This is a genomic window from Hydrogenophaga sp. L310 (assembly GCF_055703065.1).
In genome coordinates this window covers 153,485-170,096 of the sequence record NZ_JBVPZA010000003.1, presented here as the reverse complement: position 1 = coordinate 170,096, position 16,612 = coordinate 153,485, and the positions used below count along the sequence as shown (strand labels likewise).

General features: G+C 67.8%; 15 protein-coding genes and 1 tRNA gene. 13 read left to right on the top strand and 3 right to left on the bottom strand.

What is annotated here, in order from left to right; all coding sequences use genetic code 11:
* The first annotated feature begins 11 nt into the window (after positions 1-11).
* Positions 12-491 (top strand): DUF3429 domain-containing protein, encoded by a 480-nt coding sequence (locus tag AC0GNO_RS07465; protein WP_472903549.1) that lies wholly within the window; start codon positions 12-14, stop codon positions 489-491.
* Between the two features lie 10 nt (positions 492-501).
* Positions 502-2,343, top strand: coding sequence for a M61 family metallopeptidase (locus AC0GNO_RS07460; protein ID WP_472903548.1), 1,842 nt, complete (start codon positions 502-504; stop codon positions 2,341-2,343).
* Between the two features lie 46 nt (positions 2,344-2,389).
* Here the strand turns inward: AC0GNO_RS07460 and paaK are convergent, their stop codons facing one another.
* From paaK to AC0GNO_RS07445, 3 genes are read right to left on the bottom strand one after another with little or no spacing between them, the layout of a single operon-like run.
* A complete protein-coding gene (paaK, locus tag AC0GNO_RS07455) occupies positions 2,390-3,685 on the bottom strand; it encodes a phenylacetate--CoA ligase PaaK (RefSeq protein ID WP_472903547.1) in 1,296 nt (431 codons plus the stop codon).
* Complete coding sequence (paaI, locus tag AC0GNO_RS07450; protein WP_472903546.1) at positions 3,682-4,122, bottom strand: hydroxyphenylacetyl-CoA thioesterase PaaI; 441 nt, start codon at positions 4,120-4,122, stop codon at positions 3,682-3,684. Before paaI ends, paaK begins: the two co-directional genes overlap by 4 nt.
* A gap of 6 nt (positions 4,123-4,128) precedes the next feature.
* Positions 4,129-4,935 (bottom strand): enoyl-CoA hydratase-related protein, encoded by an 807-nt coding sequence (locus tag AC0GNO_RS07445; protein WP_472903545.1) that lies wholly within the window; start codon positions 4,933-4,935, stop codon positions 4,129-4,131.
* A gap of 175 nt (positions 4,936-5,110) precedes the next feature.
* On the opposite strand from AC0GNO_RS07445, the gene AC0GNO_RS07440 reads away from it, so the two are divergent.
* The 11 genes from AC0GNO_RS07440 (at position 5,111) to mdoH (ending at position 16,584) form a co-directional block, all read left to right on the top strand.
* Entirely contained in the window at positions 5,111-5,899 is a 789-nt protein-coding gene (locus tag AC0GNO_RS07440; RefSeq protein WP_472903544.1) for an enoyl-CoA hydratase, read from the top strand.
* A gap of 151 nt (positions 5,900-6,050) precedes the next feature.
* Positions 6,051-6,461, top strand: coding sequence for a high-potential iron-sulfur protein (locus tag AC0GNO_RS07435; protein WP_472903543.1), 411 nt, complete (start codon positions 6,051-6,053; stop codon positions 6,459-6,461).
* A 64-nt stretch (positions 6,462-6,525) separates the two neighbouring features.
* A tRNA-Met gene (locus AC0GNO_RS07430) sits at positions 6,526-6,602 on the top strand.
* Between the two features lie 59 nt (positions 6,603-6,661).
* Positions 6,662-7,222, top strand: a complete 561-nt coding sequence (locus AC0GNO_RS07425; protein WP_472887684.1) for a YaeQ family protein — start codon at positions 6,662-6,664, stop codon at positions 7,220-7,222.
* A 177-nt stretch (positions 7,223-7,399) separates the two neighbouring features.
* Positions 7,400-7,768 (top strand): hypothetical protein, encoded by a 369-nt coding sequence (locus AC0GNO_RS07420; RefSeq protein ID WP_472903542.1) that lies wholly within the window; start codon positions 7,400-7,402, stop codon positions 7,766-7,768.
* A gap of 117 nt (positions 7,769-7,885) precedes the next feature.
* Entirely contained in the window at positions 7,886-9,238 is a 1,353-nt protein-coding gene (miaB, locus tag AC0GNO_RS07415; RefSeq protein WP_472903541.1) for a tRNA (N6-isopentenyl adenosine(37)-C2)-methylthiotransferase MiaB, read from the top strand.
* A gap of 91 nt (positions 9,239-9,329) precedes the next feature.
* The gene (locus tag AC0GNO_RS07410; RefSeq protein ID WP_472903540.1) at positions 9,330-10,754 is read left to right on the top strand and encodes a sensor histidine kinase; all 1,425 of its coding nucleotides are present in this window, start codon (positions 9,330-9,332) and stop codon (positions 10,752-10,754) included.
* Positions 10,744-11,424, top strand: coding sequence for a hypothetical protein (locus tag AC0GNO_RS07405; RefSeq protein WP_472887688.1), 681 nt, complete (start codon positions 10,744-10,746; stop codon positions 11,422-11,424). The genes AC0GNO_RS07410 and AC0GNO_RS07405 overlap by 11 nt, the downstream gene beginning before the upstream one ends.
* Positions 11,421-12,854, top strand: a complete 1,434-nt coding sequence (locus tag AC0GNO_RS07400) for a sigma 54-interacting transcriptional regulator (protein WP_472903539.1) — start codon at positions 11,421-11,423, stop codon at positions 12,852-12,854. The genes AC0GNO_RS07405 and AC0GNO_RS07400 overlap by 4 nt, the downstream gene beginning before the upstream one ends.
* 191 nt (positions 12,855-13,045) lie before the next feature.
* Positions 13,046-14,614 carry a glucan biosynthesis protein G gene (locus AC0GNO_RS07395; RefSeq protein WP_472903538.1) on the top strand — a complete coding sequence of 523 codons (1,569 nt, stop codon included), beginning with the start codon at positions 13,046-13,048 and terminating at the stop codon, positions 14,612-14,614.
* The gene (gene mdoH / locus AC0GNO_RS07390) at positions 14,587-16,584 is read left to right on the top strand and encodes a glucans biosynthesis glucosyltransferase MdoH (RefSeq protein WP_472903537.1); all 1,998 of its coding nucleotides are present in this window, start codon (positions 14,587-14,589) and stop codon (positions 16,582-16,584) included. The genes AC0GNO_RS07395 and mdoH overlap by 28 nt, the downstream gene beginning before the upstream one ends.
* Positions 16,585-16,612 lie beyond the last annotated feature (28 nt).

Genomic DNA, 16,612 nt, shown 5'->3' with positions numbered 1-16,612 from the left:
CCGCGCGCTGGATGACCCCGCCGGTGCTGCACGACCCGAACGACACCACCCTGGTGCGGACCCTGGGCCACGCCGGCCTGATCCCCTTTGTGCTGCTGGCCGCCCTGCTCTGGCTGGTGGATGCCGCGCTGCAGGCCTGGGTGGCGGTCGCGCTGGCGGGCTACGCCGCGCTGATCGCGTCATTCTTGGGCGGGGTGCACTGGGGCATTGGCTGGCTGGCCAGCCGGCATGCGGCGGCGCTCGCCGAGCGCCCGCACCACGCCCAGCGCAACCACTTTCTCTGGGGCATCGTGCCCTCGCTGCTGGCCTGGCCCGGCGTGCTCATGCCGCCGTTCGCCGGTCTGCCCTGGCTGGGCTTCGTGCTGGTGCTGAGCTACCTGGCCGACCGCACGCTTTACACCCACGCCGGCCTGCAGGCCTGGCTGACCCTGCGCTTCCGTCTCTCGGCGGTGGCGGCGCTCAGTTGTTTTGTGGGCGCTGGTGCCCTGTGAACGGACTTCCATGAACCTCCCCCGTCGGACCTCCCCGCGCGCCAAAGCGGTCTCAACAGCCGCAGAGAAGCCCGCCGTCCGCTACCGCGTCGAGGTGCTGAGCCTGCAAGCCCATCTGTTCGCCATCACGCTGGAGATCGATCACCCGGCGCCGCGCCAACGCCTGAGCCTGCCGGTGTGGATACCGGGCAGCTACCTGGTGCGGGAGTTCTCGCAACACCTGCAGCACCTGCAGGCCACCCAGGGCGGTGAACCGGTACCGCTGCGCCAGCTCGACAAGAACAGCTGGCAGGTGACGGCCGAAGCCGGTCAAGCGCTCGTGCTGCGCTACGAGGTCTACGCGTTCGATGCCTCGGTCCGCACCGCCTTCCTCGACAGCACGCGCGGTTTCTTCAACGCCACCAGCCTGTGCCTGCGGGTGATCGGACAGGAAGACCAGGCGCAAGGCCTGGAACTTGTTCCCGGACAGGCACCCGCGGGCTGGCGGGTCGCCACCGGTCTGACCGCCAGCGACGTGGACGGCAACGGCTTCGGCCACTACACCGCGCAGGACTACGACGAACTCGCCGACTGCCCGGTGGAGCTGGGCACGTTCTGGAGCGGCGAGTTCGTGGCCCACGGCGTGCCGCACCGCTTCGTGGTCAGCGGCGCAGGCGGCTGGTTCGACGGCGAACGCCTGCTGGCCGACACGCGCCGCATCTGCGAGGCCCAGATCGGCTTCTGGCACGGTACCGGCGGCGAAGCACCGTTCAAAAACTACCTCTTCATGATGCACGCCAGCGGAGAAGGCTACGGCGGGCTGGAGCACCGCAACAGCACCGCGCTGATCTGCCAGCGCACCGACCTGCCCAAGCTGTTGGTCAAGGATGAAAAGCCTCCGGCGCTGAAAGCCACCGACGGCTACACCACCCTGCTCGGCCTGATCAGCCACGAGTATTTCCACACCTGGAACGTCAAGCGCCTGCGCCCGGCCGAGTTCAAGCGCTACGACTACAACCAGGAAAACTACACCGAGCTGCTCTGGTTCTTCGAAGGTTTCACCAGCTACTACGACGACCTGATCCTGCGCCGCGCCGGCCTGATCGACGACGCCACCTACCTCCAGCTGGTGATGAAGACCGTCAACCAGGTGCAACAGACGCCCGGCCAGCAGGTGCAGACCGCCGCCCAGGCCAGCTTCGACGCCTGGATGAAGTACTACCGCATCCACGAGAACACGCCCAACGCCACGGTGAGCTACTACACCAAGGGTGCGCTGGTGGCGATGTGTTTCGACCTCACGCTGCGCGCCGAGGGCCACAGCAACCTCGACGAAGTGATGCGCGAGCTCTGGCTCAGCTGTCAGGGAGGCCCGATGCGCGAGGCCGACTTTGCCCGCGCCCTCAAGCGCCTGGGCGGGCGTGCCTTCGACCGCGAACTGCGCGACTGGGTGCACGGCACGTCCGATCTGCCCGTGCGGGCGCTGCTGCAGCAGCACGGTGCCAAGGTCATCAACGACAAGGCCCCGCTGGCCCAGCAGCTGGGGCTGCGCGTGAGCGAATCGGGCGGCCTCACGCTCAAGACCGTTTTGCGCGGCGGCGCGGCCGAGGCCGCCGGCATGGCCGCTGGCGACGAATGGCTGGGCGTGGAACTGCCCCCTGCAAAACGCGGCCAGCCGGCTGAAGCCTGGCGCATCCGGAAACTCGACGAGGTGGCCCTGCTGCGCGGCCAGCGCCAGCGCCTGACCGCGCTGATCGCGCGCGACAAACGCTTGCTGCGCTGCCCGCTGGTCTGGCCGGAACCCACACAGGCGATGCGGCTGGCAGTGGGCGATGCCAGCCTGCTCAAATCCTGGCTGGCTTCGGCAGTCTGACCGGAAGTCAACCCGCCGCCGGGCAGCGGCGGAGCGCGGGGGGCCGCTACTTCGGCCGCAAATCCACCACCCGCTTGGCCTTGCCCTGGCTGCGTTCCACGCCGCCCTCGGGCTTGAGCACCACCTCGACGCTGCTGCCCACGAACACCTTGACCTCGTGACGCAGCCGCTCGGCCGCGGTGCGCGCTTCGATGCTCTCGGGCGCGAGGCCCGGGCGCGTCTCGACCACCACCGACAGGGTGTCCAGATGGCCTTCGCGCGTGAGCACACACTGGTAGTGCGCGCTGAGCTCGGGTCGTTTCAGGATCAATTCCTCGATCTGCGTCGGGAACACGTTGACCCCGCGCACGATCATCATGTCGTCGCTGCGGCCGGTGATCTTTTCCATGCGGCGCATGGTGCGCGCCGTGCCCGGCAGCAGGCGCGTGAGGTCGCGCGTGCGGTAGCGGATGATGGGCAGCGCCTCCTTCGTCAGGCTGGTGAACACCAGCTCACCCATCTCGCCATCGGCCACCGGTTCACCGGTCTCGGGGTGGATGATCTCGGGGTAGAAGTGGTCTTCCCAGATCGTCGGTCCGTCCTTGGTCTCGACGCACTCGTTGGCCACACCCGGGCCCATCACTTCCGACAGGCCATAGATGTCCACCGCATCGATGTTCATGCGCGCTTCAATGGCCACGCGCATGTCGTTGGTCCAGGGCTCGGCGCCGAAGATCCCGATGCGCAGACTGCTCTCGCGCGGGTCCAGGCCCAGGCGCTCAAATTCGTCGGCGATGGCCAGCATGTAGCTGGGCGTGACCATGATGATGTCGGGCCGGAAGTCCTGCATCAGCTGCACCTGGCGCTCGGTCTGGCCGCCGCCGAAGGGCACCACCGTCAGGCCCAGCTTCTCGGCGCCGTAATGCGCGCCCAGGCCACCGGTGAACAGGCCGTAGCCGTAGCTCACGTGCACCATGTCGCCCGGCCGCGCGCCGCTGGCGCGGATGCTGCGCGCCACCACGTTGGACCAGGTGTCGATGTCCTTCAGCGTGTAGCCCACCACGGTCGGTTTGCCGGTCGTGCCGCTGCTGGCGTGGATGCGCGCGCAGCGCTCGCGCGGCACGGCGAACATGCCGAAGGGGTAGCTGTCGCGCAGGTCTTTCTTGGTGGTGAAAGGGAATTTGGCCAGGTCGGCGAGTGAACGGCAGTCGTCCGGGTGCACGCCGGCTTCGTCGAACTTGGCCTTGTAGACCGGCGAGTTCGCGTAGGCGTGGCGCAGCGTGCCCTGCAGGCGCTTGAGCTGCAAGCCCCGCAGCTCGTCGATGCTGGCTTTTTCGATCGGTTCCAGCGGGAAGTGGTTCATGCCTGCACCTCTTCGGGAAAGACCTGCCCGGGAATCACCGCACTCTTGCCTCTGAACATCGCGATCACCTCACCCTTCTGGTTGGTCACCCGCATGTCGTAGATGCCGTGCCGGCCCTGCAGCGTCTGCTCCACGCCTTCGCAGGTCAGCACGTCGCCGTCCTGGCCGGGCTTGAGGAACTCGATGCTGCAGCCCGCCGCCACCGCGTTCCGGTTGTAGCTGTTGCAGGCGTAAGCAAAGGTGGTGTCGGCCAGCGTGAAGATGAAGCCACCGTGGCAGATCTGGTGGCCGTTGAGGTGCAGCGGCTTGACGGCCATGCGCAGCACGGCGCGCCCGGGCTCCACGCTGACCAGTTCGATGCCCATGGTCTCGCGGGCCGCCACGTCCACGGCGAACATGGATTCACCGACCTTGGCGGCGCGTTCTTGCGGCGTCATGCTCATTCATTCCCCCTTGAACTGCGCCGGGCGCTTCTGGCGGAACGCCATCACGCCTTCGATGTAATCGTGCGTGGCGCCCAGCGCCGACTGCATGTCGCGCTCCACGTCGAGCTGCTGGTTCAGTGTGCGGGTGCCGGCGTCGCGCAGCAGCGCGCGCGTGGCGACCAGAGCCCTGGTCGGCATCACGGCCAGCTTCTCGGCAACAGCCAGCGCGGCGGCCAGCGGATCGTCCTGCACGTCCCAGATCATTCCCCATTCTTTCGCCTGCGCGGCGGGCAGCTTGTCGCCCGTCATGGCCAACGCCATGGCGCGCGCCAGGCCCAGCCGCTCCACCAGGAACCAGCTACCGCCGGCGTCCGGGATCAGCCCGATCTTGCTGAAGGCCTGGATGAAGCTCGCGCCGGGCGCGGCGATCGCGATGTCGCAGGTCATGGCCAGCGAGGCGCCCGCGCCCGCGGCCACGCCGTTGACGGCGGCGATCACCGGGAACCGCAGCGACTGGATGCGCCGTGCCGTGGGGTTGAAAGCCTGATCGATCACCGGCCCGGGATCGGCACGTTTGACGAGATCGGGGCCAGGCTCGAAGTCGAATTCGGCGAGGTCGGCACCGGCGCAGAAGCCGCGACCCGCGCCGGTGAGCACCATCGCGCGGATCACCGGGTTGGCTTCGGCGCGATCCAGCGCAGCCCAGAGCTCGCGGTGCATCTGGCGCGTGAAACTGTTGAGGGCGTCCGGACGGTTGAGCGTGATCAGGGCAACGGCGCCGCGCTCTTCATAGAGCACGGTGCTGCCCGCGGCGGGTGCGTTCATGGGTGTCTGTCTCCTGGCGCCGTCGTTCCGCAGCGCTGGTGGTGGGATGGGAACGGCAATCTACCATTAACCGACCCATCGGTCGGTTAATGTTTTCCCTTGGGTGGCCCGGTATCGGACGGCCCGCTATAGTTGACGTTTACGTCAATCATCACACACCACCCGAGGAAACACCATGAGCGAAACCGCCACCCCCGGACTGATCACCCTGCGCACCGAAGGCCGCGTGGGCATCATCACCCTGAACCGACCCAAGCAGCTCAATGCGCTGAACGACCAGCTGATGACCGAACTGGGCGCCGCGCTCCAGGCCTTTGATGCCGACGAAGGCATCGGCTGCATGATCATCACCGGCAGCGAAAAGGCCTTCGCCGCCGGCGCCGACATCGGCGCCATGGCGACCTACTCCTTCGCCGACGTCTACAAGGGCGACTACATCACCCGCAACTGGGAAACCATCCGCAGCGTGCGCAAGCCGGTGATCGCCGCGGTCAGCGGTTTCGCCCTGGGTGGCGGCTGTGAGCTGGCCATGATGTGCGACTTCATCATCGCCGCCGACAACGCCAAATTCGGCCAACCCGAGATCAAGCTCGGCATCATCCCCGGCGCTGGTGGCACGCAGCGCCTGCCGCGAGCGGTGGGCAAGGCCAAGGCCATGGACATGGCCCTGACCGGCCGCATGATGGACGCCACCGAAGCCGAGCGCGCCGGGCTGGTGAGCCGCGTGGTGCCGCTGGACAAGCTGATGGACGAGGCCCTGGGCGCCGCACTCATGATCTGCGAGTTCTCGCAGCCATCTGTGATGGCCGCCAAGGAATGCGTCAACCGCGCTTTCGAAGGCACATTGGCCGACGGCGTGATGTTCGAGCGCCGCCTGTTCCACGCGCTGTTCGCCACCGCCGACCAGAAGGAAGGCATGGACGCGTTCGTGAACAAACGCAAGGCGGTGTTCCAGCACCAGTGAGCGCCAATGTTGGGACGCACACAGTCTGTAACAGGGCGCCCGGGGGCACCGGCGTATAAATGGCTTCGGCTCCACGCCTCTGGCAAGCGATGACCGTTGGGGTCTGAGCCCGGCGGGCGTGGATCGCGCCGATCCACTCCAGGAGACCCCCATGACCACACGCCGCCGTTTCATTTTCATGATTCCCGCCTCCGGGGCCGTGCTGGCCGCGGCCTGCTCGGACCAGGCCACACCCCCCGCTGCTGCACCCGAGATGGCTCCTGCCGCCCCGATGGCCCCACCACCCGCACCCGAGCCCGCCGCTCCCCCGATGGCCCCGGAGGCCAGCGGCGGCCCCATGCTCGACGAGGCGGACGCCGCTGCCGTGGCGCTCGGCTATGTCGCGGACACGGCACGGGCCGACAAAACCAAATACCCCAACCATGCCGACAGCCAGACCTGTGCCAACTGCGGGCTGTACCAGGGCACGGCTGGCGCGGACGCCGGGCCTTGCCCGTTGTTCGCGGGCAGGCAGGTGGCGGCCCAGGGCTGGTGCGCGTCTTACGTGAAAAAGCCGGCCTGACCGCCCGCCGCGCTGACCCCGCCCTTATTCGGGGTTCGAATTGGGCTACAATGCCGACCGCGTTGGCGATATAGCTCAGTTGGTTAGAGCGCAGCATTCATAATGCTGATGTCGGTGGTTCAAGTCCACCTATCGCCACCAGAATTACAAAAAGCGGACCCCGGCGACGGTGTCCGCTTTTTTTCTTGCCCGCCCGATTCATGGCCATCAAATCCACCATCTTCAAGGCGAACCTGCAGATCGCAGACATCGACCACGGCTACTACGCCGACCACGCGCTCACCCTTGCCCGCCACCCGAGCGAGACCGACGAACGCATGATGGTGCGCCTGACGGCCATGGCCATCCACGCCCACGAGCTGCAGGACACCTGCAAGGGCGACGGCACGCTGACCTTTGGCGCCGGCCTGTCGGACCCGGACGATCCCGATGTTTCGCTGACCGATTACACCGGCCGCAAGCGCATCTGGATCGAGGTCGGCCAGCCCGAGGACAAACCGGTGTCCAAAGCCTGCAGCAAGGCCGATGCGGTGATCCTGTACGCCTTCGGCTCGGCGGCCGACGTCTGGTGGCGCGGCATCGAGACCAAGCTCGCGCGACTGGAGAAACTGCAGGTCTGGCGCCTGCCCACCGAGGTGGCGCCCGCGCTGGCGGCCATGGCCGAACGCAGCATGCAGCTGCAGGCCACCGTGCAGGAAGGCGCGCTCACGCTCAGCAGCACGCGGGGCAGCGTACACATCGAACCGATCCGCTGGAAATAAGCCCGCGCTTCAGGCCCGGTGTTTGCCGGGCGTCCAGCCCTGGCTGCGCAGCACCTGCTTGGTCACCTGTTGTGGCACCGCCTCCAGCGGCGTGGCCAACATGCGAGAATGCAAGGCCTCGCGCCTGCCTTGCGCGAGCGGTCATCCCCGCCCACCCACAGCCTCTGGATCGATACCATGAACCGCTGCTTTTCTGCCCGCTTCCGCGCCGCCCGGCGCACCACCACGCTCGCGATCGGCCTGCTGGCCTTCGGCCTGGCGCCCGCGGCCCTGGCCCAGAACCAACCGCGCACCTTTCCGGACAAGGCTCTGCGCGGCACGCTGGTCGTGGTGCAGCCCCCCGTGATCCAGCTGGACGGGAAAACCGCCCAGCTCTCGCCCGGCTCCCGCATCCGGGGCACCAACAACATGCTGTTGATGTCGGGCGGACTGGTGAACCAGAAACTGCTCGTCAACTACACCGTGGAGCCCAACGGCCTGGTGCACGACGTCTGGATCCTGACCGAAGCCGAAGCCGCCGAGAAGCGTAAGCGCGCCGGCGAATAACCCCAAGCAACCAGCAAAGGCCCCGCCAGGCGCACCGCGGAACCGGCTTCGCCGGGCCGCCAGTGCGGTCCCCCTTCCAGGGGGAAGCCGCGCAGCGGCGCAGGGGGTGATCACAGCATGTCCAAAAAAGTCTTTATCAAAACCTTCGGCTGCCAGATGAACGAGTACGACTCGGACAAGATGGCCGACGTGATGAACGCCGCTGAAGGCTACGAGCCCACGCAGGATGTGAACGAGGCCGACCTGATCCTCTTCAACACCTGCTCGGTGCGCGAGAAGGCGCAGGAAAAGGTGTTTTCCGACCTCGGGCGCGTGCAGCACCTGAAGAAAAAGGGTGTGCTGATTGGTGTCGGCGGCTGCGTGGCCAGCCAGGAGGGCGCCGAAATCATCAAGCGCGCGCCCTATGTGGACGTGGTGTTCGGTCCGCAGACCCTGCACCGCCTGCCCGAACTGCTGGCCCGGCGCGAAAGACAAGCCCGCCCGCAGGTGGACATCAGCTTCCCCGAGATCGAGAAGTTCGACCACCTGCCGCCCGCGCGGGTCGACGGCGTTTCGGCCTTCGTGTCGATCATGGAAGGCTGCTCCAAATACTGCAGCTACTGCGTGGTGCCGTACACGCGCGGCGACGAGGTGAGCCGCCCGTTCGAGGACGTGCTGGTGGAGATCGCCGGCCTGGCCGACCAGGGCGTGCGCGAGGTCAACCTGTTGGGACAGAACGTCAACGCCTACCGCGGCAAGATGGGCGACACGGCCGAGATCGCCGACTTCGCGCTGCTGCTCGAATATGTGGCCGACATCCCGGGCATCGAGCGCATCCGCTACACCACCAGCCACCCCAACGAGTTCACGCCGCGCCTGATCGAGGCCTACGCGAAAATCCCGAAACTGGTGAACCACCTGCACCTGCCGGTGCAACATGGCAGCGACCGCATCCTCATGGCCATGAAACGCGGCTACACCGCCATGGAATACAAGAGCACGGTGCGCAAGCTGCGCGCGATCCGGCCCGATCTCGCCATGAGCAGCGACTTCATCGTCGGCTTCCCCGGCGAAACCGAAGAAGACTTCGGCAAGCTGATGAAGCTGATCGACGACATCGGTTTCGACATCAGCTTCAGCTTCATCTTCAGCCCGCGCCCGGGCACGCCCGCGGCCAACCTGCCCGACGACACGCACCACGCCGTGAAACTCAAGCGCCTGCAGCACCTGCAGGCCGTGATCGAAGCCAACGTGGCCCGCATCAGCGCCAGCAGGCAAGACACGGTGCAGCGCATCCTGGTCGAAGGGCCGTCGCGCAAATCCACGGCCGAGGCGCCCGAGCTCATGGGCCGCACCGAATGCAACCGTGTGGTCAATTTCGCCGCCGGACCGAACGCCGCCCGTCTGGTGGGCCAGATGATCGACGTGCGCATCACCGAAACCTTTGCGCATTCGCTGCGCGGTGAAGTGATGGTGAGCGAAACCGCATGAGCCTCCACCGGGCCGTACCGAAGGCGCTCGGCCCCGCAGTGCGCAGCGCGGAGGGCAGTCCCGTGACCGCTCCCTTGACCCGGGGCACCCGGTGTTGAAAGCCACGCTGCGGTTTTCCTTCCCCCAGTTGCTGCTGGTGGCCTTTGTGCTCATCGGCGCGCTGCTGGGTGCGGCAGCCCTGCGCGCGCTGTTTTCGCTCGACACGATCATGGCGCAGAGCCGGGAGAGCACCACCCAGGCGATCGCGCTGAGCACCGCGGCCCAGTCGCTCAGCGAGCGCAGCCTGACCATGGAACGGGCCGCCCGCCAGGCCCTGGTGCTGGGCGACCGCCAGCTGCGGCAGCGTTTTGAAGAAGCGGCCGGCCACGCCAGGGACATCCTGCGCCGGCTCGAAAGCAACGAACTGCCGCCCGAGTTCTCGCGCCAGTGGCTGCAGCAGCTGAGCGACGTCGAGGCGCTGCTGGACGGTTCGCCGGACACCGCGCTCGACCGCGAGCGCGCCGTGGCCCGCGCCTTCCGCGAGCTCGACGGCCACAGCGCGGCGATTGCCCAGCAGGTCCAGGCCATCATCGGCAACCGCAACGATGCGCTGCAGGACCGCGTCGAGAAAAGCCGCCGGCAGTTGACGCAACAGGTGCTGGGCTCCATCGCCCTGGCCGCCGTGATGGCGCTGGGGTTTGGCGTCTGGCTGGCCCGGCCGTTCCAGCGGCTGGAGAAAGCCATCGTGGGCCTGGGCGAGAACCGGCTCGACCTGCCGATCGACATCCCCGGCCCGCCCGATGTGCGACGGGTCAGTCAGCAGCTGGAGTGGCTGCGTCTTCGACTCACCGAACTCGATGCCGACAAGGCCCGTTTCCTGCGCCATGTCTCGCACGAACTCAAGACGCCTCTGGCCTCGCTGCACGAGGGCGTGGCGGTGCTGGGCGACGGCGTGGCCGGGCCGCTCAACCCCAGCCAGGCCGAGGTGGTGAGCATCCTGCAGCACAACACCCAGTTGCTGCAACACCAGATCGAGGCGCTGCTGCGCTTCAACGCCGCGGCTTTTGAAGCCCGCCAGCTCCAGCGCGAACCCACCGACCTGCTGGCCCTGGTGGAAGAACAGATCGAAACCCAGCGCCTGCGCTGGCAGTCGCACCAGCTCAGCGTGCGCGCCGAAGGTCCGTCGATGGTGTTGCCGGTGGATCGCGAGAAGATGGCCTCGGCCATCGGCAACCTGCTGTCGAATGCGATCCGTTTTTCTCCCCATGGCGGACTGGTCCGCCTGGTGCTGCAGGACGACGCGGGCCGGGCCTGTCTCGACGTGATCGACCAGGGTCCCGGGGTGGCCGAGGCCGACCGCGACCGTGTTTTTGAACCTTTTTACCGGGGCGAACGCCAGCCCACGGACACGGTGAGGGGCACCGGCATCGGCCTGTCCATCGTGCACGAGTACATTGGAGCGCACGGCGGCCGGGTCCAGTTGCTGCCCGCGCGCCACGGCGCCCATTTCCGCATCGAATTGCCCCATGCCAGTTGATACCTTCCAGCGAGCGTTCCGCCGCGTCCACCTGAAGAACCGGTCCCGTCGCGTCGCCCTGTGCCTGAGCGCTGCCGTGTGCCTGAGCGCCTGCGCCACACCGGAACCCGCTCCCGCACCACCGCCGGTACCCGCCATCGAACCATCCCCCACGACCGCCACCACGGCAGTGGCCACCCCACCGGCACCGATGCCCCCCGCGCTGGCCTCCGGGGATCGGGACAGCCCGCCGGCCGGGGACGCCCTCACACCGCCAGCCCTGGAGTCGGTGCTCGCCTACGCCGACCGTCTGCGGGGTCTGCCAGCGAACGGCCTGACACAGGAACAGGCTGCGCTCGGTGAACCCGGCAACCTGCCGGTGCGCCAGATCCAGCTCGCGCTGGTCCTGATGCACAGCCACCAGCCCGCCGACACGGCCCGCGCGCTGGGCCTGCTGCAGCGCGTCATGGCCCACCCGGCGCCCGACAGCGCTCCCCTCAAGCCGCTGGCCCGGCTGCTGGCCGCCCGCCTGCTCGATCAGCGTCGCCTGGAAGACAGCGTGGAGCGGCTGTCGCAGCAGCTGCGCGACAGCCAGCGCCGCATCGAGGTGCTGAGCGACCGGCTCGAAGCCATGCGCGCCATCGAACGCAGCCTGACACCGCGTGGTGCCGGGCGAGCACCGAAGCCATGAGCACGCCAGTCAGCCCACCGTCCCCGGCGCCTGGCGCGGCGCGCGCGCGCCTGCTGGTGGTGGACGACGATGCCGACATGCTGCGCCTGCTGTCGATGCGGCTCGGGGCGGCGGGTTACCAGGTCACGGCGGTCGGCTCGGCCGAAGCCGCGCTGAGCCAGCTCGACATCGAGCGCCCGCAGCTGGTGTTGTCGGACGTGCGCCTGCCCGGGCGCGATGGCCTGGCGCTGTTCGACGAGATCCGGGCCCGCCACCCCTCGCTGCCGGTGATCCTGCTCACCGCGCACGGCACCATCCCCGATGCGGTGGAGGCCACGGCGCGGGGTGTCTATGGCTACCTCACCAAACCCTACGAAGCCCGGGAACTGCTGGAAAAAATCGCCCAGGCCCTGGCCTTGGGCGCACCGGCCAGCCCGAGCCACCCTGCCGACGAACAATGGCGTGCCGAGATCGTCAGCCGCTCCAACCGCATGGCCGATCTGCTGGCCGAGGCCCGCATGGTCGCCCAGTCCGACGCCAGTGTGCTGCTGCGCGGCGACAGCGGCACCGGCAAGGAAGTGCTGGCCCGCGCGATCCACCGGGCCAGCCCGCGCGCCAAGCGCCCGTTTATCGCCGTCAACTGCGGCGCCATTCCCGAGGCCCTGCTCGAATCCGAGCTGTTCGGCCACATGAAGGGCGCTTTCACCGACGCCGTGGCCAACCACAAGGGCCTGTTCCAGGCCGCCGACGGCGGCACCCTGTTGCTCGACGAGATCGGTGACATGCCGCCGGCCCTGCAGGTCAAGCTGCTGCGCGTGCTGCAGGAGCGCGCGGTGCGCCCGCTGGGGTCCAGCCAGTCGGTGCCGGTGGACGTGCGCATCATTTCGGCCACGCACCGCGACCTCGAAGCCGCCATGGCCATGGGCCAGTTCCGTGAAGACCTCTACTACCGGCTCAACGTCGTTACGCTGACCCTGCCCACGCTGGCCGAGCGGCGCGAAGACATCGCCCTGCTGGCCAACCACTTCCTGGCCAAACTGGCCGCCAAATACGGCAAGCGCAGCTCCGGCTTTGCGCCCGAGGCGCTCAAGGCATTGACGATGTCCGCCTGGCCGGGCAATGTGCGCCAGCTCTACAACGTGGTCGAGCAGGCGTGCGCCCTGTCCACCACGCCCCTGGTGTCGCTGGCGCTGGTGCAGCGCGCCCTGCGCACGCCCTCGGCCGAGGTGCTGAGCTTCGTCGACGCGCGCCAGCGCTTCGAACGCGAGTACCTGGTCGGCCTGCTGAAAATGACCGACGGCCATGTGGCCGATGCGGCCCGTCTGGCCCAGCGCAACCGCACCGAGTTCTACCGCCTGCTGCAAAAACACGCGCTCACGCCGGGCCTGTTCAAGAGCGATGCCGGCGCCGGTGCGGGCACCGAGTCCAGCGACCCTGTCGCCGATGTGTGACAACCAGAAACCGTTGATCTGTCACGGTTTTTTTTCCAGCACCCGCCTGCCTGTCGCCGATCGACGACAAAAACCGGTATCCGGGACCTTCCCGAAAACGCCCAACCGGTCGATCACATCAAAATCGATTCATAACCAGTTGATTTAAAAGGTTTTTTCAGACCTGGCACAGGGTTTGCCCTAATCCAGGCATGCCCATTGATTTCAGACCGCTTCCAGCGCCCCGCATCCAGCGCAGCCGATCCCTGCTGATCGCGCTGCTCACCATGCTGGTCGCGGCTTCCGCGCAGGCACAGGGCTTTGACTGGAACACCCTCAGCCAGCTGGCCCGGACCCGCGCGCAGGCACCCTACAGCGCAAACAGCGACAAACTGCCTGCGGACCTCGCCGCCCTGGATTACGACCAGATGCGGTTCATCCGCTTCCGGGAAGACCAGTCCACCTGGCGCACGCAAAGCCTGCCTTTCGAAGCCCAGTACTTCCACCTCGGCCTGTACCAGACACAACCCGTTCGCATTCACGAAATCACACCTGAAGGCGTGAAGGATCTGCCTTTCCGGCGCGAACTGTTTGAATACGGGCGCAACGTGGTGGATCCCAGTCAGTGGGGCGACCTCGGCTTTGCCGGGTTCCGGCTGCTGCACCCACTGAACGAACCGGCCAAGAAAGACGAACTCGTCGCCTTTCTCGGTGCGAGCTACTTCCGGGCGCTCGGCGCCGGCCAGCAGTACGGCCTGTCGGCCCGTGGCCTCGCCATCGACACCGTGGGCGGCAGCGGCGAAGAGTTCCCGCGCTTCACCGAGTTCTGGCTGGAGCGCCCGGCGGCGGACGCGAAGCAGATCACGGTCTACGCCCTGCTGGAATCGCCGCGCAGCACCGGCGCCTACCGCTTCGTGCTGCGTCCGGGCGCCCAGACCACCGTGAGCGTGCACGCCCGGGTTTACCTGCGCCCAGGCTCGGCGCCGGTGAACACGCTCGGCCTGGCCCCGCTGACCAGCATGTTCCTGTTTGGCGAGAACCAGCCCAGCGCCACCGACTTCCGTCCGGAAGTCCACGACTCGGACGGCCTGATGATGGTCACCGGGGACGGCGAGTGGCTGTGGCGCCCGCTGCAGAACCCGCGCCAGCTGGTGGTGAGTTCGTTCGCCATGCAACAGCCGCGCGGCTTCGGCCTGATGCAGCGCGACCGCAGCTTCGCCAGCTACGAAGACGTGGAAGCCCGCTACGAGCGCCGCCCCAGCGCCTGGATCCAGCCGCTGGGCGACTGGGGTGCCGGCCGCGTGGAACTGGTGCAGTTGCCCACGCCCGACGAAACACACGACAACATCGTCGCCTACTGGGTGCCCGCCACCCTGCCCACGCCCGGCGAACCCTTTGAGTACGCCTACGAGCTGGCCTGGCAGGGCGACACGCCACAGCGCCCCCCTTCCGCCTGGGTCACCCAGAGCCGCCGCGGCTACGGCTACACCAAGCTGAGCGTCAGCGAACAGGCGCGCCAGCCCCAGTACGTGCTCGACTTCACCGGTCCGGCGCTGGACAACCTGCCCGCAGACGCCCCGGTGCGCGCAGTGGTGAGCGCCGACGCCAACGGCCGGGTCCTCGAAGCCCTGGCCTACCCCAATCCGGCCACGCGCACCTGGCGCGTGACCCTGCGCGTGGAACGCATCGACCCGGACCGCCCGGTCGAGCTGCGCGCCTTTCTCCAACACCAGAACGACACCTTGAGCGAAACATGGACACAACTACTCCTGCCCGAGTGAGCGCCCCCTTGAGTGGCCGCAGCCTGCTGCGTGAAGAACGCCACCCGAACGCGGTGACGGCCCCGCCGGTCAACCGCGGGTCCATGGCGCCACGCCCCTGGCGGGGCTTCTGGAACAGCATCGGGACCGCCGTGCTGGCCAGCGCCAGCCAGTGGTTGCCACCGCGCACGCCCAAGGTACGCCCCAGCGAGCAACCAACACCACAGGCCTGGGAAATCGCGGCCAACCGGCGCCGCACGGTGTTCGTGTTGCTGACGCTGCTGAGCACGGCGCTGGCCGCCAGCCTGTACATCAGCGCCCAGCCGGAAGATGAACACACCTGGCTGCAAATGGCCCAGCTGGTGCTGTTCGCCGTGTTGTCCGCCTGGGTCGTCACCGGCTTCGTGACCGCGCTCATGGGTTTCTGGGTGCTGCTGCGCGGCGACCGCCACACCCTCACCGCCGCCTCGGTGCGCGACCACGCGATGAACCCCGACACACGCACCGCCATCATCATGCCCATCTGCAACGAAGATGTGGCCACCGTGTTCGCCGGCCTGCGCGCCACCTGCGAATCGCTCATCGGCACCGGCCACGCCAGCCAGTTCGACGTCTTCGTGCTGTCCGACAGTTACGACCCCGCCATCGCCGCCGCCGAGCGCAGCGCCTGGGAAGCCTTGCGCGCGGCCCTGGCCGAGCAGCCCGGCCATCCACCGATCGAGGTGTACTACCGCCTGCGCGAGCGCCGCACCCACCGCAAGGCGGGCAACGTGGCCGATTTCTGCCGCCGCTGGGGCAAGGACTACGACCACATGGTGGTGCTCGACGCCGACAGCGTCATGAGCGGCAGCTGCCTGGTGTCCATGGTCAAGCTGATGGACGCGAATCCGAGCGCCGGCATCATCCAGACCGCCACGCAGGCCATCGGTCACGCCACGCTGCACGCGCGCGCACAGCAGTTCGGTTCGCGCGTCACGGGCCGTCTGTTCACCCTCGGCATGCAGTTCTGGCAGCTCGGCGAGTCCCACTACTGGGGCCACAACGCCATCATCCGTGTCGAACCCTTCATGCAGCACTGCGCGCTGGCCCCGATCAAGGGAACGGGCGGCATGTCCGGCGGCATCATGTCGCACGATTTCGTTGAAGCGGCCCTGATGCGCCGTGCCGGCTACCACGTGTGGCTGGTGTCCGACCTCACCGGCAGCTACGAGCAGCAGCCGCCCGACCTGCTGAGCGAGCTGCAGCGCGACCGCCGCTGGTGCCAGGGCAACCTGCAGAACTCGCGCCTGATGGCCGAACCCGGCATCCACCGCGTGCACCGTTCCATGTTCGCCATCGGTGCCATGTCCTACCTGTCGGCCCCGATGTGGCTGGCCTTCCTGGCCTTCGGCACCGCCCTGTGTGTGGCCGACCCGAGCCAGCTGCCGGGCTGGTACGACACGTCCAGCGAACGCCTGGGTCTCTGGATCTGGACCCTGTGCCTGCTGTTCCTGCCCCGTGTGCTCGGCTTGCTGTCGGTGTTCCTCAAGGGCGAACAAAAAGGCTTCGGCGGCGCCGGCATCCTGCTGTCCAGCGCCTTGCTGGAGAGCGCCCTGGCCCTGCTTCAGGCGCCCATCCGCATGGTGGCGCACTCGCTGTTCGTGCTGGTCGCCGTCACCGGCATCCAGCTCGACTGGAAGTCCCCGCCCCGGGAAGCGGTCGGCGTGGCCTGGCGCGGCGCGTTCGCCCAGCTGGCTCCGATCGCAGCCGTCATCGGCGTGCTGGTGTTCGGTGTGGCCTCGTTGAACATCGAAGCCCTGGTCTGGATGCTGCCGGTGACCCTGCCGCTGCTCCTGGCGGTGCCGTTCACCGTGGCCACCGGTCACGTCGCGCTCGGGTCCTGGATGCGCGCCCGAGGCGCCTTGCTGATCCCGGAAGAGTCGTGGTCACCGGCCGTGCTGCGCCGGGCCTGGCGCCACGCCTCGCGCCTGTCGCTGCTCAAAGCCGCCTGATCGCGGGTGGCGAGCCGGGCGGCTTGCC